This window comes from Novosphingobium sp. MMS21-SN21R, assembly GCF_031846015.1.
In the GTDB taxonomy this organism is placed as follows: domain Bacteria; phylum Pseudomonadota; class Alphaproteobacteria; order Sphingomonadales; family Sphingomonadaceae; genus Novosphingobium.
This window is the reverse complement of the sequence record NZ_JAVRDU010000001.1, coordinates 2,720,851-2,740,000: the sequence shown is the minus strand read 5'-3', so window position 1 is coordinate 2,740,000 and position 19,150 is coordinate 2,720,851. Positions and strand designations below refer to the sequence as shown.

20 protein-coding genes and 1 tRNA gene (1 of these 21 cut by a window edge) are annotated in these 19,150 nt (G+C 63.8%); 15 read left to right on the top strand and 6 right to left on the bottom strand.

The window, feature by feature from the left end:
* Positions 1-1,910, bottom strand: partial view of an acetate--CoA ligase gene (acs, locus tag RM192_RS13175; protein WP_311508021.1) — the 5' portion only. Its footprint begins 40 nt before the window's first position; the window shows 1,910 of its 1,950 coding nt (coding positions 1-1,910); its start codon is at positions 1,908-1,910; its stop codon lies off the left edge, out of view.
* Positions 1,911-2,132: 222 nt separating this feature from the next.
* Between acs and RM192_RS13170 the strand changes: the two genes are divergently transcribed.
* The 9 genes from RM192_RS13170 to RM192_RS13130 all read left to right on the top strand — a co-directional run bounded on the left by RM192_RS13170 (position 2,133) and on the right by RM192_RS13130 (position 9,319).
* A complete protein-coding gene (locus RM192_RS13170) occupies positions 2,133-2,468 on the top strand; it encodes a DOPA 4,5-dioxygenase family protein (protein WP_311508020.1) in 336 nt (111 codons plus the stop codon).
* A 131-nt stretch (positions 2,469-2,599) separates the two neighbouring features.
* Complete coding sequence (locus RM192_RS13165) at positions 2,600-2,875, top strand: hypothetical protein (protein WP_311508019.1); 276 nt, start codon at positions 2,600-2,602, stop codon at positions 2,873-2,875.
* Positions 2,875-3,333 carry a hypothetical protein gene (locus RM192_RS13160; RefSeq protein ID WP_311508018.1) on the top strand — a complete coding sequence of 153 codons (459 nt, stop codon included), beginning with the start codon at positions 2,875-2,877 and terminating at the stop codon, positions 3,331-3,333. Before RM192_RS13165 ends, RM192_RS13160 begins: the two co-directional genes overlap by 1 nt.
* 70 nt (positions 3,334-3,403) lie before the next feature.
* Positions 3,404-4,126: a response regulator transcription factor gene (locus RM192_RS13155; protein WP_311508017.1), complete on the top strand. Its 723-nt coding sequence runs from the start codon at positions 3,404-3,406 to the stop codon at positions 4,124-4,126.
* Positions 4,123-5,433, top strand: coding sequence for an ATP-binding protein (locus tag RM192_RS13150; protein ID WP_311508016.1), 1,311 nt, complete (start codon positions 4,123-4,125; stop codon positions 5,431-5,433). Before RM192_RS13155 ends, RM192_RS13150 begins: the two co-directional genes overlap by 4 nt.
* A 122-nt stretch (positions 5,434-5,555) precedes the next feature.
* Entirely contained in the window at positions 5,556-6,251 is a 696-nt protein-coding gene (locus tag RM192_RS13145) for a carbonic anhydrase (RefSeq protein ID WP_311508014.1), read from the top strand.
* The gene (locus RM192_RS13140; RefSeq protein WP_311508013.1) at positions 6,248-7,792 is read left to right on the top strand and encodes a SulP family inorganic anion transporter; all 1,545 of its coding nucleotides are present in this window, start codon (positions 6,248-6,250) and stop codon (positions 7,790-7,792) included. Before RM192_RS13145 ends, RM192_RS13140 begins: the two co-directional genes overlap by 4 nt.
* 246 nt (positions 7,793-8,038) lie before the next feature.
* Positions 8,039-8,884: a TorF family putative porin gene (locus RM192_RS13135; protein ID WP_311508012.1), complete on the top strand. Its 846-nt coding sequence runs from the start codon at positions 8,039-8,041 to the stop codon at positions 8,882-8,884.
* A 117-nt stretch (positions 8,885-9,001) separates the two neighbouring features.
* A complete protein-coding gene (locus RM192_RS13130; RefSeq protein WP_311508011.1) occupies positions 9,002-9,319 on the top strand; it encodes a hypothetical protein in 318 nt (105 codons plus the stop codon).
* A 16-nt stretch (positions 9,320-9,335) separates the two neighbouring features.
* On the opposite strand, the gene RM192_RS13125 is transcribed toward RM192_RS13130, so the two are convergent.
* A tRNA-Gln gene (locus RM192_RS13125) sits at positions 9,336-9,410 on the bottom strand.
* Positions 9,411-9,498: 88 nt separating this feature from the next.
* On the bottom strand, positions 9,499-10,365 hold the full coding sequence (gene yghU, locus RM192_RS13120; RefSeq protein ID WP_311508010.1) for a glutathione-dependent disulfide-bond oxidoreductase: 867 nt from the start codon (positions 10,363-10,365) through the stop codon (positions 9,499-9,501).
* A 93-nt stretch (positions 10,366-10,458) separates the two neighbouring features.
* On the opposite strand from yghU, the gene RM192_RS13115 reads away from it, so the two are divergent.
* Positions 10,459-11,487, top strand: coding sequence for a DNA topoisomerase IB (locus tag RM192_RS13115; RefSeq protein ID WP_311508009.1), 1,029 nt, complete (start codon positions 10,459-10,461; stop codon positions 11,485-11,487).
* A gap of 89 nt (positions 11,488-11,576) precedes the next feature.
* Here the strand turns inward: RM192_RS13115 and RM192_RS13110 are convergent, their stop codons facing one another.
* Entirely contained in the window at positions 11,577-12,248 is a 672-nt protein-coding gene (locus tag RM192_RS13110) for an HAD-IA family hydrolase (protein WP_311508008.1), read from the bottom strand.
* 61 nt (positions 12,249-12,309) lie between these two features.
* On the opposite strand from RM192_RS13110, the gene glmU reads away from it, so the two are divergent.
* The 4 genes from glmU (at position 12,310) to RM192_RS13090 (ending at position 15,120) form a co-directional block, all read left to right on the top strand.
* A complete protein-coding gene (glmU, locus tag RM192_RS13105; protein ID WP_311508007.1) occupies positions 12,310-13,659 on the top strand; it encodes a bifunctional UDP-N-acetylglucosamine diphosphorylase/glucosamine-1-phosphate N-acetyltransferase GlmU in 1,350 nt (449 codons plus the stop codon).
* Positions 13,660-13,979: 320 nt separating this feature from the next.
* Complete coding sequence (locus tag RM192_RS13100; RefSeq protein WP_311508006.1) at positions 13,980-14,291, top strand: hypothetical protein; 312 nt, start codon at positions 13,980-13,982, stop codon at positions 14,289-14,291.
* A gap of 200 nt (positions 14,292-14,491) precedes the next feature.
* A complete protein-coding gene (locus tag RM192_RS13095) occupies positions 14,492-14,833 on the top strand; it encodes a type II toxin-antitoxin system RelE/ParE family toxin (protein WP_311508005.1) in 342 nt (113 codons plus the stop codon).
* The gene (locus tag RM192_RS13090; protein WP_311508004.1) at positions 14,830-15,120 is read left to right on the top strand and encodes a helix-turn-helix domain-containing protein; all 291 of its coding nucleotides are present in this window, start codon (positions 14,830-14,832) and stop codon (positions 15,118-15,120) included. Before RM192_RS13095 ends, RM192_RS13090 begins: the two co-directional genes overlap by 4 nt.
* 44 nt (positions 15,121-15,164) lie before the next feature.
* Here RM192_RS13090 and RM192_RS13085 read toward each other — a convergent pair whose 3' ends face one another.
* Positions 15,165-15,584, bottom strand: a complete 420-nt coding sequence (locus RM192_RS13085) for a DUF3597 domain-containing protein (protein ID WP_311508003.1) — start codon at positions 15,582-15,584, stop codon at positions 15,165-15,167.
* Between the two features lie 403 nt (positions 15,585-15,987).
* On the opposite strand from RM192_RS13085, the gene glmS reads away from it, so the two are divergent.
* Entirely contained in the window at positions 15,988-17,811 is a 1,824-nt protein-coding gene (gene glmS / locus RM192_RS13080) for a glutamine--fructose-6-phosphate transaminase (isomerizing) (protein ID WP_311508002.1), read from the top strand.
* A 1-nt stretch (position 17,812) separates the two neighbouring features.
* Here glmS and gltX read toward each other — a convergent pair whose 3' ends face one another.
* Positions 17,813-19,141 carry a glutamate--tRNA ligase gene (gltX, locus tag RM192_RS13075; protein WP_311508001.1) on the bottom strand — a complete coding sequence of 443 codons (1,329 nt, stop codon included), beginning with the start codon at positions 19,139-19,141 and terminating at the stop codon, positions 17,813-17,815.
* Positions 19,142-19,150 lie beyond the last annotated feature (9 nt).

The following is a 19,150-nucleotide window of genomic DNA, read 5'->3' as shown; positions in this document are numbered from 1 at the left end:
TCCACTACGCCGGGGTCGGCCAACGTCGAGGTATCGCCCAGGTTCGACACGTCGTTCTCGCCGATCTTGCGCAGGATGCGGCGCATGATCTTGCCCGAGCGGGTCTTGGGCAGGCCGGGGGCGAACTGGATCACGTCGGGTGTGGCGATCGGGCCGATTTCGTGGCGGACCCATGCGATCAGTTCCTTGCGCAGGGCGTCGTCGGGCTCGATCTCGGCATTGCAGGTGACGAAAGCGTAGATGCCCTGTCCCTTGATGTCGTGCGGCATGCCGACGACGGCGGCTTCGGCGACCTTGCTATGGGCGACAAGCGCGCTTTCAATTTCGGCGGTGCCCATGCGGTGACCCGAGACGTTGATAACGTCGTCGATGCGGCCGGTGATCCAGTAATAGCCGTCCTCGTCACGGCGGCAGCCGTCGCCGGTGAAGTACATGCCCTTGAACGTGCTGAAGTAGGTCTGGAAGAAGCGTTCGTGATCGCCCCAGACGGTGCGCATCTGGCCGGGCCATGAGTCGGTGATGACAAGGCAGCCGTCTGTCGCGCCTTCAAGGAGTGTGCCGTCATTATCGACCAGCGCAGGCTTTACCCCGAAGAACGGGCGTGAGGCGGAGCCGGGCTTGAGCGCGGTGGCGCCCGGCAGCGGGGTGATCATCGCGCCCCCGGTTTCGGTCTGCCACCATGTGTCCACAATCGGGCAGCGGCTGTCGCCTACCACCTTGTGATACCATTCCCACGCCTCGGGATTGATCGGCTCGCCCACCGATCCCAGCAGGCGGAGCGAGGCGCGGCTTGTGCGCTTCACCCAGTCGTCGCCTTCGCGCATCAGCGCGCGCAAGGCTGTAGGAGCGCCGTAGAAGATTTCGACCTTGAACTTGTCGACGACCTGCCAGAACCGGCTTGCGTCGGGAAAGTTGGGGACGCCTTCGAACATCACGGTCGTCGCGCCGTTCATCAGCGGGCCGTAAACGACGTAGGAATGGCCGGTTACCCAGCCGATGTCCGCCGCGCACCAGTAGATCTGGCCGGGCCGGTAATCGAACACGTATTCGTGCGTCATCGAGGCCCAGACCGCATAGCCGCCGGTGGTGTGCAGCACGCCCTTGGGCTTGCCGGTGGAGCCGGAGGTGTAGAGGATGAACAGCGGGTCTTCCGCGCCCATTTCCTCAGGAGGGCATTCGGCAGACTGCTCGGCAGCGGCGCTGGCCCAATCTATGTCGCGGCCTTCGGTGAAGCCGACGTCCGCGCCTGTTCGGCGCAGCATGATCACGGTGTCGACGCCGGGGCACTGCTTGAGCGCTTCATCGACATTGGCCTTCAGCGGCACCTTGCGCCCGCCGCGCAGGCCCTCATCGGTGGTGAGGACGATGCGGCTGTCGCAATCGGTGATGCGGCCTGCGAGCGCATCGGGGCTGAACCCTGCAAAGACGATCGAATGGATGGCGCCGATCCGCGCGCAGGCAAGCATCGCGACGGCTGCCTCGGGCACCATCGGCAGGTAGAGCGTGACACGTTCGCCGCGCTTCACGCCCCTGGATTTGAGCAGGTTGGCAAAACGGCAGACGTCTTCGTGCAACTGGCGGTAAGTGATCTCGCGGTGGGGTTCGGTCAGGCCATCGGGCTCCCACATGATCGCCACGGCATCGCCGCGTGTTTCCAGATGGCGGTCAAGGCAGTTGGCCGAGAGGTTGAGCGTGCCGTCCTCGAACCAGCGGATGCCGAAATCGGATTCATTGAACGAGGTGTTCTTGGCCTTGGTATAGGGCTTGATCCATTCGAGGCGCTTGCCATGGTCGGCCCAGAAGGCTTCCGGATTTTCGGCCGACTGGCGATACATCGCGTTATAACCCGCTTCGTCAACCAGCGCGTTCTGTGCCCACTCAGCGGGGACCGGATAGACTGCCTCGCCCATTTCAGGCTCTCCTGTTTCGATTCTACGTTCAGATCTGCTCTTGGCGCACCTGTTCTACCGCAGTGCACCGTGCCCATGCTGTTAGACCATGGTCCAAGGCTTAATGCCAGTTTCTCTCCTGATGCAAACCCGAGAAAGCGGAAATTCTCCGACCGAAACGCGCATGTCCGAATGTGTGTCTTGCCGATTGAACAGTGGCCGGGCGTCGGGCAAGACCGGGGCATGATCCATTTCGCCGACTATCACGCCCATTTCTATTTCGACCCGGACGAAGCCGAGGAAGCCGGTGCTCTGTGCGCCGCAATGAAGGAGGCACTCGGCGTAGCGATGGGCCGGGTCCACATCCGTCCTGTCGGCCCGCATCCGCGCGGCTCCTGCCAGATGACGGTCCCTGCGGCGCGGATCGGTGAGGCGCTGGAATGGATAATGGCCCATCGCGGGCGTTTCACGGTCTTCGCCCATGGCAACAGCGGGAACGATCTTGCCGATCATACCGCCCATGTGATGTGGCTCGGACCCAGCGAGACGCTCGACCTCAGCCAGTTTGGCGCGGCCTGAGCAGCGCGCTTCCCATCTTTTTGCCCAATCTTTTTGCAACGCAGCAACATTTTGTCACGCCAGCGCCCATGATGCGCAAAACGGGATGACCAATTCTGCGGGTACCGACCAACCGTTCCGGAGCCCGTTTCATGATCCTCGTTTCCCTCTTCGCCGCAGCGCTCAGCGCTGCACCTGCAACATCTGTCGTCGATGCTCCTTACAGTGTGACCTGTGCCGCAGCACCAGGACGGCCCAATAAGTGCCTCCCGCACAAATCCGCCCGCGATGCTGCACCGAAGCAGGCCGCTGCCGCTCGCATCGTCTGCCATCCCGATCCGACAAAGAGCATCGGCTGCTTCAACGAAAAGGCACGCAAGGCCGCGCAGCAGCGTGCCGAAGCGGCCCGCCAGGCGGACGAAGCCTGATGCGCATTCGTCGCCCCGGCGTGCTGTCCCCCCTCCTTGCCGGGGCGGCACTTGCACTCGTATCAGCCAGCCCTGCAGTGGCGGCAGAAAACACGCCCGCAGGGATGATCGAGCATGAAGTCGTCTATGAAGGCGCGCATCTCGATTTCCGGACTGCGACCCTCGACGTTGCCGGACGCAGCCACGTGGTGCCGGTCAAACCGGTGTCGCAGTGGGAGGAAGATTGCCCCGGCCCCGACAGCATCGGCGGAACCTGCAATCTCCACGCGCGCCTGACCCTGCATCTCACCGACGCCGCCATGAAGGATCTGGCTGCAGCATGGCCGCAACACGGCCAGGCGAAGTTGCGCGTGCGCTTCGAAGACAGTCATGGCAATGCGGTAGCGGCTCACATCCCGGCATCCCGCATTTCAGGCCTGGTCGAGGTGCATGGTAGCACCGGCAACACCCCTTCCTGATCATCGCACCTTGGCAGCCGAGCGCGAGAACCCTATCTCTGCACCGGCGCCGCAACCACACCGGAAACGCATGCAATCTCCCTCTATAGTCCTGGTGGAAGACGACGGCCCGCTTCGCACGCTGACGGCGCGTGCCTTGCGCGAGAACGGCTATGTCGTTCGCACGGCCGCAACCGGCGCCGAAATGTGGGTCGCGCTAGAAAGCGAACCAGCCGATCTTGTCGTCCTCGACATCATGCTGCCCGGCACCAGCGGGATTGAACTGTTCCGCCGTCTGCGCCGGCAGAGCGACGTTCCGATCATCTTCATCAGCGCACGCGGCAGCGAGGAAGATCGCGTTCTCGGGCTTGAACTCGGGGCAGACGATTACCTGCCAAAGCCGTTCAGCACGCGCGAACTCGTTGCCCGGATCGGTGCTGTGTTGCGCCGCCAGACGCTTGCCGGCAGCGACAGCGCAGGCGAAACCGGCTCTCGCAGCGGGGACATCCGCTTCGATGGCTGGAGCGTCTCGATGGCCCGGCGCGAGCTTCATTCGCCAAGCGGGGCCATGGTAGATCTCACCGGTGCGGAATTTGATCTGCTCGCCACCTTCATCGGCCAGCCTCAGCGCGTTCTCGGACGCGAACGCCTGATCGAATTGTCGCGCACGCGTCTGGGCGACAGTTCGGATCGCAGCGTCGACGTACTGGTCAGCCGCTTGCGCCGCAAGTTGACCGCTGCGGGCGGCAAGGCGCCGATCGTCACGGTGCGCGGCGTGGGCTATATGTTCCGCGCCGAGGTGGAACGCGCTTGACCCTGTTCCGGCGGTTTGGTCTGCCCGAGCGGCTGCTGGCGATCCTGCTGCTGGTCGCGGGCGTGGATTTTGCCGCCAACACCCTGCTGTTCGACCGCGCCAGCCGTTTCGCCTTGCGTGAGGACGATGCGGCGCGCGTAGCGGAGCATCTCGTTATCGCTGCCCGGGCGATAGAGCGCACACCATTGGCTGACCGCGCCCGCATCGCCCGCGATCTCAGCACGCCGCGGTTCGCCTTCGAATGGCGCGAGAAGGGCACGCGGCCAAACGGCACAGTAACGCTCGGTGGCATGCGCGAGCAGATCCTCGACGTAGCCAGCGATCTCGATCACGCCGACCTGCAATTGCATCTCAAAGCGCTCGGGTCTTCGGGCAATATCGTCGGGTCCGTCCTTCTCAGCGACCGCAGCGTGCTGCAATTCCAGACTTATGCCAGCGACGCGTGGACGCTCAACGCGGGCCGCATCGTCACCCTGATGCTGCCCACGCTGGTGCTGGTGGTGCTGGCCTGGGTGCTGTTCCGGGCCACACTGGCACCGCTCGGGTCACTGGTGCGGGCCACGCGCAAGGTCGGCGCCGGGCCACCGGTTCCGGTGGCAGAGCAGGGCACCGGCGAAGTGCGCGAACTGATCCGTGCCTTCAATCTGATGCAACGCCGCATCCATCAGTCGATGACCGACCGCACGCAGTCGATGCTCGCCATCGGCCACGATCTGCGCACCCCGCTCTCGCGCATGCAATTGCGTATCGAGCGCGCGGGGCTGGACACCGAGACAGCGGGCGACATGTCCGATGATCTTGGCGAAATGCGGCACATGCTGGAATCGCTCCAGGCCTTTGTCGAGACGGGAGGGTCGCGCATTCCGCCTGAACGGATCGACGTCGCGGTCATGGTGCAGACTCTCGTGGATTCGGCGTCCGATGAGGGGCACGATGCCACTTTCCACGGCCTCGAAAGCCTAGAGATCATGGCGCGGCCGGTGTCTGTCCGCCGGGCTTTCGCCAATCTCCTCGAGAACGCGCTGCATTACGCCGGAAATGTCCGGGTAACCATCAGGCGCGATGGTGACATGGCCCAAATTGATTTCGAGGACGACGGACCCGGCATTCCGGTCGACCGGCTTGACGATGTCCTCCAGCCGTTTGTCCGGCTCGATACCGCGCGCAGCCGCGACACGCCTGGAATGGGGTTGGGCCTACCCATCGTCGACCGGGCGATCGCACTCGAAAATGGCATGCTGCATTTGCGTAACTGCGAGGGCGGCGGACTCTGCGTGACCGTTCGCCTTCCCTGCGCGATGGACTGAAATACAAGAAATATTTCGTTACAAGCCTGCCCGATTGAGGAAAAGCACAAGCCCTACCTTTGTTCGCAATCGCGGCAACTGCGCCGCGGTCAACCGCTCCGTATCTGGAAAGGATGACACTCGTGAACGAACTCCTCGGCCGTGTCTTCAGCTTCGAAAAGACCACATTCCCCGATAGCCGCGAACTGTTCGGCAAACTCTCGACAGAGGGTCAGTCCCCCAAGGCGCTGATGATTTCCTGCGCCGATTCGCGCATCGTGCCCGAACAGATCATGCAGGCAGAACCCGGCGAGCTCTTCGTTTGCCGCAATGCCGGCAATATGGTCCCTTCCTATTCCACGATGAATGGCGGCGTGTCCTCAACGGTCGAATACGCGGTCGTCGCGCTCGGCGTGCGCGACATCATCGTCTGCGGCCACAGCGACTGCGGCGCGATGAAGGCGCTTTCCGCGCCCGAGGCTCCTGAAGGCATGCCGAACGTCGTCGCGTGGCTGCGCCATGGCGCAGCGGCAGAGCACGTCATCTCGAGCTGTTCGCCGCATCTCCACGGCGACGAGCGCGTCCGCGCAGTCAGCCTGCAGAACATCATTGCCCAGATCGCGCACTTGCGCACGCACCCGTCTGTTGCCGCAGCCATTGCGCGCGGCGAGATGGCGCTCCACGGCTGGTTCGTCGATATTTCTGCTGGAATGGTGCTCGGCCTCGATGGCGATACCGGCCAGTTCACCCCGCTGCGCGAAGATCGGCCACTTCCCGTTGCGCTGCCCGCGCAGACGCGCGCCGCCAGCGAACCTTATTATGCCGAGGCTGCTGAATGACTACCGCCACCCCAGCGGCGGCGCAGGAAGCGGGAAGGGCTGGCGCTTTCCGCTTTTTCGCGCGTGATTTCACCGCGTCGATCGTCGTCTTCCTCGTCGCCATGCCCTTGTGCATGGGCATCGCGATTGCTTCGGGCGTCCCCCCTGAAAAGGGTCTTGTCACCGGGATCATCGGCGGCATTGTCGTCGGCCTTCTCGCAGGCTCGCCGCTGCAGGTCAGCGGTCCCGCCGCCGGTCTTGCCGTCATCGTCTTCGAATTCGTCCGCGACAACGGCCTTTCGGCGCTTGGTCCGGTCCTCGTCCTTGCGGGCGCACTCCAGTTCGTGGCGGGCGTTGCCAAATTGGGCGGCGTGTTCCGAGCCATTTCCCCGGCGGTGGTCCACGGCATGCTTGCCGGCATCGGCGCGCTGATCGTGATCGGCCAGTTCCACATCCTGTTTGACGCCAAGCCGATGTCGAGCGGGGTCGAGAACCTTGCCATGATGCCCGCGCGCGTCCTCGGTCTGACCCCGTTCGATCTGCGCTCGACCGAACTTGCGCTCATGCTCGGCCTGCTCACCATCGGCACGATGATCGTATGGGAAAAGGTCAAGCCTGCCCGCCTCGGCCTCCTGCCCGGCGCGCTGCTCGGCGTGCTGGCTGCAACCATCGTCGCTTCGGTCGCCGGACTCGAAGTTGCGCGCATTTCCGTTCCGGATTCGATCGCAGCCGCCTTTACGCCCCTCGAGGGCGGAGCATTCGGCGTGCTCGGCAATGCATCGCTTCTGCTCTCGGCCTTGGCCATCGCGTTCATCGCCAGCGCCGAAACGCTGCTCTCGGCTGCGGCGGTTGACCGCATGCACGACGGTGTGCGCACCGATTACAACAAGGAACTGCGCGCGCAGGGTGTGGGCAACTTGCTCTGCGGCGTGTTCAACGCCCTGCCGATGACCGGCGTGATCGTGCGCTCGTCTGCCAACGTCCAGGCCGGCGCCATGACGCGCCTGTCCGCGGTTCTGCACGGCATCTGGATCCTCGGCTTCGTCGCCTTGTTGCCGTGGCTCCTGCGCGAGGTGCCGATGGCTGCCCTCGGCGGCGTGCTCGTGGTCACCGGCTGGAAGCTGGTCAGCCTCAAGCATGTCAGCCACCTGTTCCGCGTTCACGGCATCCTGCCCGCGCTGATCTGGGCGGTGACGTTCGTGTTGGTCGTGACTACCGATCTGCTCACTGGCGTGCTCGTCGGCCTTGCCCTCTCCGCTGTGGAAGTCCTGCCGCATGTGCGAAATCTCGGCTTCCGCGTTGGCGAAAAGCCCGCGGGCGAAACGGTTCGGTTGCAGCTTGAAGGGGCCGCCACTTTCATTGGTCTCAATCGCCTGACCAATGCGCTTGAGCAGCTTCCTCCGGCGCGTCCGGTTCACGTAGATCTCGACCGCGTCCACGTGATCGATCACACAACCGCGGAAATGCTCAACGAATGGCTTGTCCGCCGTCGCCAACGGGGTGACCACGTCACGGTAACCGGCCCGGATTCCGTCATCAGGACACTTGCCCACGCGGCCTGACCCCACCCCTGATACGAATCCAGCCCCACTGCCGGGCAGGCCTTGATCCCCATCGCGGCCTGCCCGGCATCTTTTTGCCCAAACCCCTGCTGCACTGCAGCAAGAGAAACACTTCGTAACGAACGGGCAAAACTATGGACAACATGACGCGCTAGAAAACAGCCTCTGCCCTGACAGAGCTCCTCCGAGAAGCCCTGCACGGCAGACGCAGGTGGAACGTGATAACCTTTACAGGGAGCGTTCCGTATGAAGATCCGTCTGGCCGCAGCTGTGGCTGCCATTGCCATCGCCACCGCCGCGACCCCCGCCTTCGCGCAGGAAGAAGAGTCCGGCCCGATCACCGTCTCGGGCAGCGCCGCGCTCGTTTCCGACTATCGTTTCCGCGGCATCTCGATGACCGACAAGGAAATGGCTGTTCAGGCAGGCGCCACCGTGTCCCACGAAAGCGGTGTCTATGTTGGCACGTGGGGTTCGAACCTCGCTGGCTGGGGCACGTTCCTCGGCTCGAACATGGAACTCGACATCTATGGCGGCTACAAGACCGAAATCAGCGGACTGACCGTCGATGTCGGCCTGACCTGGTACATGTATCCGGGCGGCCTCGACAAGACCGACTTCGCCGAGCCTTACGTCAAGCTTTCGGGCACCGCAGGCCCTGCCAGCGTTCTGGTCGGCGTCGCTTATGCGCCCGAGCAGGAAGCGCTTGGCCAGTGGTACAACTCGGGCGCCTCGGCCGTGACTGGCGTCTATGACAACCCCGGCGCCAAGGCGGACAACGTCTACGTCTGGACCGACGTTGCTGCCGGCATCCCCGACACCCCGCTGACGCTCAAGGCCCATGTCGGCTACACCAAGGGTGGCAACGAAGGCCTCGGCCCTCAAGGAACCTCGGTTTCGCCGACCGGTGAATACGTCGACTGGATGCTCGGCGCAGACTACGTGCTCGGCCCGGTCACGCTCGGCGTCAGCTATGTCGATACCAACATCAGCACCACCGAATCCGCCTATCTCACACCGAATTTCTCCTCGACCAAGGACGGCTCTTCGATCGCCGGATCGCGCGTGCTGGTTTCGGCCACGATGGCGTTCTGATCCGATTACTCACGACGCATGACAACTGCCCTCTCTTCCTTCGGGAAGAGGGGGCTTTTTCTTGTGTGCGGGCGCCAGCGCAGTCAAACCCATCCCGATGGAAATGCGGGACTGGACATGAACCTCATCGAACACGCGCTCGTCGCCCTCGTCATTCAGGCGGCAGTCGGCCTCACCACCCGCAACTGGTGGGCAGGCGCAGCGCTCGCCTCTGGCTACTTCATCGGCCGCGAAATCGCGCAGGCCGAATACCGCTGGATTGAACAATACGGCCAAGGTCTGCGCGCCAACCTCCCATGGTGGGGCACCTTCGACTTGCGTATCTGGCCCAAGCCCGATCAATGGGCCGACTGGATCGGCCCCGTCGTCGTGACGCCGCTGATGGCAGCCTTCATGAATCGCCGGGCCCAAGGGCGGCAGTCACTGAACGATTGAAGCAAGAAAGTCCTGCTGGCTGGGGCGGCAGGATTCGAACCTGCGAATGGCGGCATCAAAAGCCGCTGCCTTACCACTTGGCGACGCCCCATCAGGAGGCGCGCTTATAGCGTGCCTTGCGCGGATGAAAAGGGGGCAGGGGCATGGATCTGGCCAATTATCCCGCCCCCCGTTTTCGGTCAGAAGCCCTTGACGATACCCTTCAGTGATTCAGGCGGGAGAACGTCGAAATCGCTCGCGTCGTGGCGTTCGGCAATGCCCTTCTGCGAGTTCACCAGCCGCCCGCGCAGCACGCCGGGACGAGCGTCGATTTCGCCCACCCAGCGACCGACATGCTCGTATTCATGCATCGACAGGAAAGCCGCCGCCTCGCCATAGGCCTCGCCGCGATAGATGTTGCCGAACCAGGTGTAGGTCGCCAGATCCGCGATGGTATAGTCGTCGCCTGCAAGGTAGCGGGTCTTGGCGAGCTGGCGGTTGGCCACGTCGAACAGGCGCTTGGTTTCCATCGCATAGCGGTCGATCGCATATTCGATCTTGATCGGCGCGTAGTTGTAGAAGTGCCCGAACCCGCCGCCGATGAACGGCGCGCTGCCGACCTGCCAGAACAGCCACGAAAGGCACTCGGCGCGCGCGGCGCCCGATGTCGGAAGCAGCACACCGAACTTCTCGGCGAGATGCATCAGGATCGCGCCCGATTCGAACACGCGGAAGGGTTCAGGCCCGGAGCGGTCGACCATCGCCGGGATCTTGGAGTTGGGGTTGATGTCCACGAATCCGCTCGAAAACTGGTCACCCTCGAAGATCTTGATCAGCCAGGCGTCATATTCGGCTTCCGCAAAGCCGAGCTGGAGCAGCTCTTCCAGCATGATCGTCGCTTTCTGGCCATTGGGCGTGCCCAACGAATAGACCTGGAACGGGTGCTTGCCTACGGGAAGCTCCTTCTCGCTCGTCGGCCCGGCAATCGGACGGTTCACGCTGGCAAAGGCGCCACCATTGGCCTTGTCCCAGGTCCACACCTTGGGGGGAACGTACTCTTCGGACATGGCCTGCTCCTTCGATGAAATTCGTTAGTGTTACATACTATATTGAAGCGATGGTGGCGGAACCGCAAGGGGGCATCGCCCGTTCGCTCCAACATGGAAAGCAAAGCCGCTTCGCACAACCCCGGACTGGTCTTCGTCGACGACAGCCTGCCCGGCGTCACCCGTCGCCGCAGCGGCAAGGGCTGGACCTATTTCGATCCCACCGGCCAGCGCATCAACGACCGCGCCGAGATCGACCGCCTGAATGCCATCGCTCTGCCACCCGCCTACTGCGAAACCTGGTATTGCCCCGCACCCAATGGCCACATCCTTGCCACCGGCATCGACGCCAGGGGCCGCAAGCAATACCGCTACCACCCCCACTTCCGCAGCGCGCGTGAAGGCGAGAAGTTCGACCGCTGCGCCGCCTTCGGCCGCCTCCTGCCGCTCGTGCGGAAGCGCGTGGAGGAAGACCTCGCAGCCCCGCGCCTCACCCGCGAGCGCTGCATAGCGGGAGTCGTCCGCCTGCTCGACGGCGGCGGCATCCGCATCGGCAACGAGGCCTATGTCCGCGCCAACAAGAGCTTCGGCGCAACCACCCTGCGCATGCGTCACGCCGAAGTGAGGGGGCAGGTCTTGCGTCTGCGCTTTCGCGCCAAGTCGGGCAAGGAGCGCGAAATGCGCATCACTGACCGCAGCCTCGCCCGCTTTGTCAGGAAGATGCAGGACCTGCCCGGCCAGCACTTGTTCCAGTACCTCGACGACAGCGGCGAGGCTTGCCCGGTTGGCTCTGGCGAAGTGAACGCATGGCTGCGCGAGACGATGGGCGACGACTTTACCGCCAAGCACTTCCGCACATGGCGCGCCAGCGCGCTCGCCTTCGGCCTGCTCGCCGAAGCGCGCGAGAAGCTGCCGCTCAAGGCGCTGCTGGAGCAAGTGTCGGAGCACCTCGGCAACACCCCCGCCATCGCCCGCAAAAGCTACGTCCACCCCGCCGTGCTCGCACTGGTGGACGATCAGGAGACATGGCGCGCTTCTCTGCGCTTGCCGCGCGCCACGCGCTGGCTGACGCGCGAGGAACGCGGGCTGATCGACCTGCTCGAAACTGGCCCGGCAGCGGCGGAACTGATTGCGGTGGCCTGAACTTCGCGACCAGTCCCGTTCGTGTCGAGCGTAGTCGAGACACCGCGCGAAAGTGTCTCGACTACGCTCGACACGAACGGAGGAGGAATTTACCCCAACCGCTCCAGCGCGCACACCAGATCGTCGAAGTGATCCACCACCGCATCCGCCCCCAGTTCATCCGGGGGCAGATCACAGAACCCGAACCGCACCGCCACCACCGGCAGCCCCGCCGCGCGCGCCGCGCCCACGTCGAACGTCGTATCCCCCACGAATGCCGCGCGCCCGCCGCCGCAGCGCAGGGTCATCGCCCGGAGCATATCGGGGCGGGGCTTGGCCGTGCCCGGCCCCAGCGTATCGCCGCCGATGATCGCGGCAAAGCGGTGCGCCAGCCCCAGTTCCTCGAACAGCCGCACCGCCAGATGCTCCTTCTTGTTGGTCGCCACCGCCAGCTTCACCCCGCGCGCTTCCAGAGCATCGAGCATCGCCGCTCCGCCCGGAAACAGCGCGGAGTGCGCGGCAATGTTCTCCCCATAGAACCGCACCAGCTCCGCCTGCAGCCCGTCAAAAGCCGCCTCGTCCACCCCGCCCGATTCCGTCAGCGCCGATCGCAGCATCTGCGCCGCGCCGCCGCCGATATGCCGCGCCACATCGTCCAGCGGCACAGGCGCCCGCCCCGCCAATGTCATCGCATGGTTGAGCGCGTGCCCAAGGTCGCGGCTGGTATCCAGCAAGGTGCCATCAAGGTCGAACCCGACCACATCAAAAGGAAATTGTGCCATCGGGGCGTCAACTGGCCTCCCGTTCTGGAAAGCGCAAGAATTGTCTGGCAAGGATGCGCGCATGACCGACACGACACCAGTAGCCACTATCGTCCTCGCCGCCGGAAAAGGCACCCGCATGAAGAGCGACCTGCACAAGGTTCTCCACCCCATCGCCGGGCGGCCCATGCTGATGCACCTCCTGGCCAGCGCCGAGGCGCTCGCGCCCGCAAGGCAGGTCGTCGTCGCAGGCCACGGCCGCGAACAGCTCGAAAAGGCGCTGGGCACCCGCGCCACCATCGCCGTGCAGGATCCGCAGCACGGCACCGCCCACGCCGTCCAGCAGGCCGAAGCCGCGCTCGCCGGCTTCGCTGGCGATGTGCTGATCCTCTATGGCGACGTGCCCTTCGTGCGCACCGCCACCATGCAGGCGATGCTCAATCGCCTCCACGAAGCCGACAGCCCCGCCGCCGTGGTCCTCGCCTTCGCGCCCGAAAACCCGCTGCAATATGGCCGCGTGATCGCAGAGGGTGACCGGATCGTGAAGATGGTCGAGCACAAGGACGCGACTGCCGATGAGCGCGCCTGCAACATCTGCAATTCAGGCCTGATGGCCGTGCGCAGCGCAGACTTGTTCGGCCTGCTCGCCCGCGTCGGCAACGATAACGCGAGCGGCGAATACTACCTGCCCGACGTGGTCAACATCGCCATCGCCGATGGCCGCACCTGTGCCGTCGTGGTGACGGACGACGCCGACGAAGTCGCTGGGATCAACTCGCGCGCCGAACTGGCCGAAGCCGAACATCGCTGGCAACAGCGCCGCCGCGCACAGGCCATGGCCGACGGTGCCAGCCTGATCGCGCCCGAAACCGTATGGTTCGCCTGGGACACGCAGATCGGGCGCGACGTCACTATCGAGCCCAACGTCGTCTTCGGCCCCGGCGTGACCGTGGCAAACAACGTCGTGATCCACGCCTTCAGCCACCTCGAGGGCGCCACGCTGGCAGAGGGCGTCCAGATCGGACCCTACGCCCGCCTGCGCCCCGGCGCGGTGCTGGAGGAAAATGCCAAGGTCGGCAACTTCGTCGAGATCAAGAACGCGGTCCTGCACAAGGGCGCCAAGGCCAACCACCTCACCTACCTCGGCGACGCAGACGTCGGCGCAGGCGCCAACATCGGCGCAGGCACGATCACCTGCAACTACGACGGCTACTTCAAGCACAAGACCATAATCGGCGAACGCGCTTTCATCGGCTCGAACAGTGCCCTGATCGCCCCGGTCAAGATCGGGGCGGATGCCATCGTGGCAGCAGGCAGTGCGGTGTCACGCGATGTGGGCGATGGCGAATTGCGCATGGTGCGCGCGGAACAACTGGTCAAGCCGGGCTGGGCGGATCGGTTTCATGACGCGATGAAGAAGAAGAAGGGGTGAGGGTTTTGTGCGACCCGAGTGTTCCGCTGTTTGGGATTTGCGAGCGTCTTCGAAGGGCTTCAGTTTGAGCCTCAGCAAATAGTGTGCAAAATTGACTGTACAAATTGTCCATGCAGAATTTATGGATAGGATAACTTTTGCGCGCAAATTTTCTAATCTTCGCCCTCGCCTTAGCATCAGTTACGCCTGCTTTCGCAGCCGAAAAAGGTGGCACATCTGAAGCTCCAAAATTTGCGTTAGCTCGCACATTTTCGTTGCCTAACTTGCCTGCGGATAAGCTCAAGTCCGAATTGTTCCGAAAGACCAATGGAAATGTCGTAATGGCCGACATTGTGAACCTAAATCTAGAGTTTGTGAAGGAACATGGAAAACCTTCGTTTATGCCTCCGCAGATGGCTCCGCAGACATCCACTATAATTCTGAAGTTTCCAGACGGCTGGTGGACTATGAATATGGTCAGAGCTGATGGCAACGGTTCTTTCTTGTGTAAAGTCAGTGTGAGTTTGTTTGAGCCGAAGCCGGACGAAAAGGATTTTTCAAAATATGTATTTTGGTGCCAAGCGGCCCTCACATTGTCAGTGCTCGATCCCGCCATATTGGACGGTGAATCAGAGGGACTGAATAAACAATAGAATTCCGCGAGAATTTCGGGGAAGATACATTCTATCAACTGGACGTCGGCCGCATTTGTCGATTCAAACCGCCTCCGCTCCTCCGCGCGAACCAAAAAAGGCCGTCGGGATTCAGTCTGACGGTGCGCCCCAAGCGCAGAATCCAGCCTTTGCATCTATACGTCATTGACTTATACGTTGCTGGTGTATAGCTAAGCCATATGGAGCGCCTCCTTACCGTTGTCGAACTGGCGTCGTTCATCAAGCGCGCCAGAACAATCATGTCGGATGAGGAGCGAGGCGAGATCGTCAGCTTTCTGGCGGCAAACCCTGAGGCCGGTATCGCGCTCGGCGGTGGGCTGCGCAAGGTCCGCATCGCGAGAGAGGGCGGCGGCAAGAGCGGCGGCTATCGCACACTCTACGTGTTCGGTGGCGATACGATGCCGCTGTTTCTGCTGACGGTCTTCGCCAAGAACGAGAAGGCGAACCTGACCAGAACTGAACAGGCGGCGGCAGTCGCGTTGAGCAAGGAACTGCTCGCAACATACGGAGCCAGATCATGAGCAAAGTTTATAACAGCGTGATGGACGGCCTGAATGAAGCGCTGGCTTTCGCGCGTGGCGAGAAGACCCGCGCCGTGGTCCATCAGGTCGAAGCGCCCGCCGTTGATGTCGCCGCGATCCGGGCCAGCACTGGCCTGTCGCAGGGCGCGTTCGCGCGGAGTATCGGCGTTGCCAAGGGCACGCTACTCAACTGGGAACATGGCCGCCGCCGCCCGACCGGCCCGGCGCAAGTGCTGCTGGCGATGATCGCGAAGAAGCCCTCGCTGGTGAGTGAACTCCTGCGCTGATCGGAACGCGGGGGCAGCGCACCCGCCGCCCCGCGCGCCAATCCTCAATCCGTCAGATCAGCAGGAACCTTGCCGCCGTTTTCGGCCAGCTTGCGCATGGTCGCCTTGTGCAGCCAGATGTTCATCTCGGCGGAACCATCGAGCGTGCCGGTATAGCCCAGTTCCTGCGCGAGTTCCTTGCGGTTGGCGAGGCTGGAATCGATGCCGAGCAGCTTCATCAGGTCGACAATCGAGGTGCGCCAGTTGAGGTCCTTGCCTTGCGCCATCTCGGTCAGGTTGGCTTCCACATCGACCGGCGCGGCTGGTGCGGGCGCTGGCGGGGCGGAGGCGGGGACGTTCGGCGCAGGAGCGGCGGTCCCTGCCGGTGCAATGGCCGCAGGCGCAGGCTTGGGCGTCTGGCCGGTCTGGGTGGGCCGCGTGCCCTTCCATGAAATGGCGTCCATGATCTTGCTGAAAATGCTCATCTTGCGCTCCTGCGTGGGGTTACATCACAGGCAACCGGCAGCGGCGGCATGTGTTCCGCAGGAGCGGGGTGTGTGGATGCCGTCTGGCAACAAACCATTTTCCTACAGACCCGCGAATAAGGCAGGGTCAGCCGCATGGCCCAGCCCCCCATCCACCCTGCATTCATGCGCCTTTCGCCAAACGCGGGCAGGGGCGTCCGAACCGCCAGACGGGGCTCCCGGTTTCTTCCTCTGGACTGTGTAAACCGTGTAAACCTCCTTCAGCCAAACCCGCTTGAACCTGAACGGATCTATCCGGGAATCGCCGCTGGACAAACCGCCCCTCGCTGGCGAATGGAAAGACAATCCCAACCTCTTCGTGCGATAGCGTGCGAAACGGCTTCTTCAGGATCAAGCGACACCCATGTGCGGAATTATCGGAATTGTCGGCAAGGAACAGGTGGCGGACCGGCTGGTCGATGGCCTGCGCCGCATGGAATATCGCGGCTATGACAGCGCGGGCGTCTGCACCGTCGATGGCGGTCAGCTCATTCGCCGCCGCGCCGAGGGCAAGCTGAACAACCTGGTGATCGAACTCGCGCGCAATCCCGCGCAAGGGCTGATCGGCATCGCCCACACCCGCTGGGCCACCCACGGCGCGCCGACCACCAGCAACGCCCACCCCCATGCCACCGAACACGTCGCGCTGGTCCACAACGGCATCATCGAGAATTTCAAGCCGCTGCGCGAAGCCCTGATCGCGCGCGGCCGCACGTTCGAGAGCGAAACCGACACCGAAGTCGTCGCCCACCTCGTCTCCGAACAGGTCGAAGCGGGCCTCAGCCCACAGGACGCGGTCAAGGCCGTGCTGCCGCAGTTGCGCGGGGCCTTCGCGCTCGCCATCGCCTTCCGCGCGCATGACGACATGCTGATCGGCGCCCGCCTCGGCTCGCCACTGGTGGTGGGCTATGGCGAGGGCGAGACCTATCTAGGCTCCGACGCGCTGGCGCTCGCGCCGCTCACCCAGCGCATCACCTATCTCGAAGAGGGCGACTGGGTGATCATCACCCGCGAAGGCGCGCAGATCTTCGACGTGGACGATAACGTGGTGACGCGCCCCATCGTCGCCTCGGGCGCGACCGCCGCCGCGATCGAGAAGGGCAAGTACCGCCACTTCATGCAGAAGGAAATCTTCGAGCAGCCGGTGGTCGTCGCGCAAACCCTGCGTTCTTACTTGCGCCGGGTTGAGCAGACCGTGGCGTTGCCACAGATCGACTTCGATCTCGCCAGCATCAACCGCGTCACCATCGTGGCGTGCGGCACCAGTTTCTATGCCGCGATGGTCGCCAAGTACTGGTTCGAACAGTTCGCGCGCCTGCCAGTCGACATCGATGTGGCATCGGAATTCCGCTACCGCGATCCCGTTCTGGAACCCGGCGGCCTTTCGCTGTTCATCTCGCAGAGCGGCGAGACGGCGGACACGCTGGCCGCGCTGCGCCACTGCAAGGCGGCGGGGCAGACCATCGCGGTCGTCGTCAACGTCCCCACCAGCACCATGGCACGCGAGGCGGACCTGCTTCTGCCTACCCACGCCGGCCCGGAAATCGGCGTTGCCTCGACCAAGGCCTTCACCTGCCAGCTTGCCGTGCTGGCCGCACTGGCCGCGCACCTTGCGGTCAAGCGCGGCCGGATGAACCGCGCCGAAGAGGCGGCGATTGTCGAACATCTCGTCGAAGTGCCTGCCGCGCTTAATGCCGCGCTGGCGCATGATGACGAGATCGCCGGCATGGCCCACCTGATCGCGCCCGCGCGCGATGTGCTCTATCTCGGGCGCGGTGCGGACTATCCGCTGGCATTGGAAGGCGCGCTCAAGCTCAAGGAAATCAGCTACATTCACGCCGAGGGCTATGCCAGCGGCGAGATGAAGCACGGGCCTATCGCCCTGATCGACGAACTGGTCCCGGTGATCGTGCTCGCCCCATCAGGCCCACTGTTCGAGAAAACCGTTTCGAACATGCAGGAAGTTCGTGCGCGCGGCGGCAAGGTCGTGCTGATTTCCGACGCCGAAGGCATCGCCGAAGCGGGCGAGGGCTGCCTAGCCACGATCGAGATGCCCAAGGTCCACCCGCTGATCGCGCCTCTGGTCTATGCCGTCCCGGTGCAATTGCTCGCCTATCATGTCGCCGTGGCCAAGGGCACCGACGTCGATCAACCGCGCAATCTGGCGAAGTCGGTGACGGTCGAATAAATCAGCCTTGAAGGCGGCGCACTGCCTCATCTTGCGCAATCAAGGGAAGCAGCGCCGCCATTTCGGGGCCGTGGTCCTGTCCGGTAAGCGCCTGGCGCAGCGGCAGGAACAGCGCCTTGCCCTTGCGCCCGGTCCTGTCCTTGAGCGCTCCGGTCAATGCGCGCCACGGATCGGCGCTCCAGTCGAGCGCCGCTGCGACGTTCGCAGCCTCTGCTAGAAAAGCGCGCGTTTCTTTCTCGAACTCGGGCGTGGCGATCGGCCCGGTCACCACCTGCCACCAGCCCGCAGCCTCGTCGATATGGGCAAGGTTGGGGCGGATCGCTTCCCACGCCGCTTCTCCCATGCCGCCGGGCAGCAGATGCGCCACGCGGGCAAACGGCAGCCGGTGCACGACCTGGGCGTTGACGCGGTGCAAGTCCGCCTCGTCAAACCGCGCAGGCGCACGCCCGAAACGCGACAGATCGAAGCTGGCCGCCAGTGCATCGGCATCCAGCGTCGCATCGACCGGGTCCGACGTTCCCAGACGCGCCAGCAGCGCGACGATGGCTTCGGGCTCGATACCCTGTTTGCGGAAATCTGCCATGCCAAGCGCGCCCAACCGCTTGGACAGCTTGCCCTCGCTCCCGGTCAGCAGTGCCTCATGCGCAAAACGCGGCGGCTCGGCCCCCAGCGCGGTGAACATCTGGATTTGGGTGGCGGTGTTCGAAACGTGGTCTTCGCCGCGCAGCACGTCGGTCACGCCCATCGCGATGTCGTCAATCGCCGAGGGCAGCATGTAGAGCCACGATCCGTCGGCACGGCGCACGACCGGGTCGGACATCTGGCGCGGATCGAAGTTCTGGGGGCCACGAATGCCGTCATCCCAAGTGATTGGCTGGTCATGGTCGAGCAGGAAGCGCCAGTGCGGTTTCTCGCCCGCCACTGCCTTCGCGTCATGTTCGGCCTCGGTCAGCTTCAGGCCCGACCGGTCATAGATCGGCGGCAGTCCGCGCCCCAGCAGCACCTTGCGCTTGAGGTCCAGTTCCTGTGAAGTCTCGTAGCAACGATAGAGCCGCCCGGCCTCGACCAGACGCGCAAATTCGGCTTCGTAGATCGCAAAGCGCGCCGATTGCCGCTCTTCGCCGTCGGGGAGCAGTCCCAGCCACTTGAGGTCGGCGCGGATCGCTTCGACAAATTCCTCGCGGCTGCGCTCGGCATCGGTATCGTCGATCCGCAGCAGGAACTTGCCGCCGGTCTTCTTTGCCAGCAGCCAGTTGTGCAGCGCGGTGCGCACATTGCCGACGTGCAGCTTTCCGGTGGGCGAGGGGGCGAAGCGGGTTACCGTGGTCATGGCGCCCGC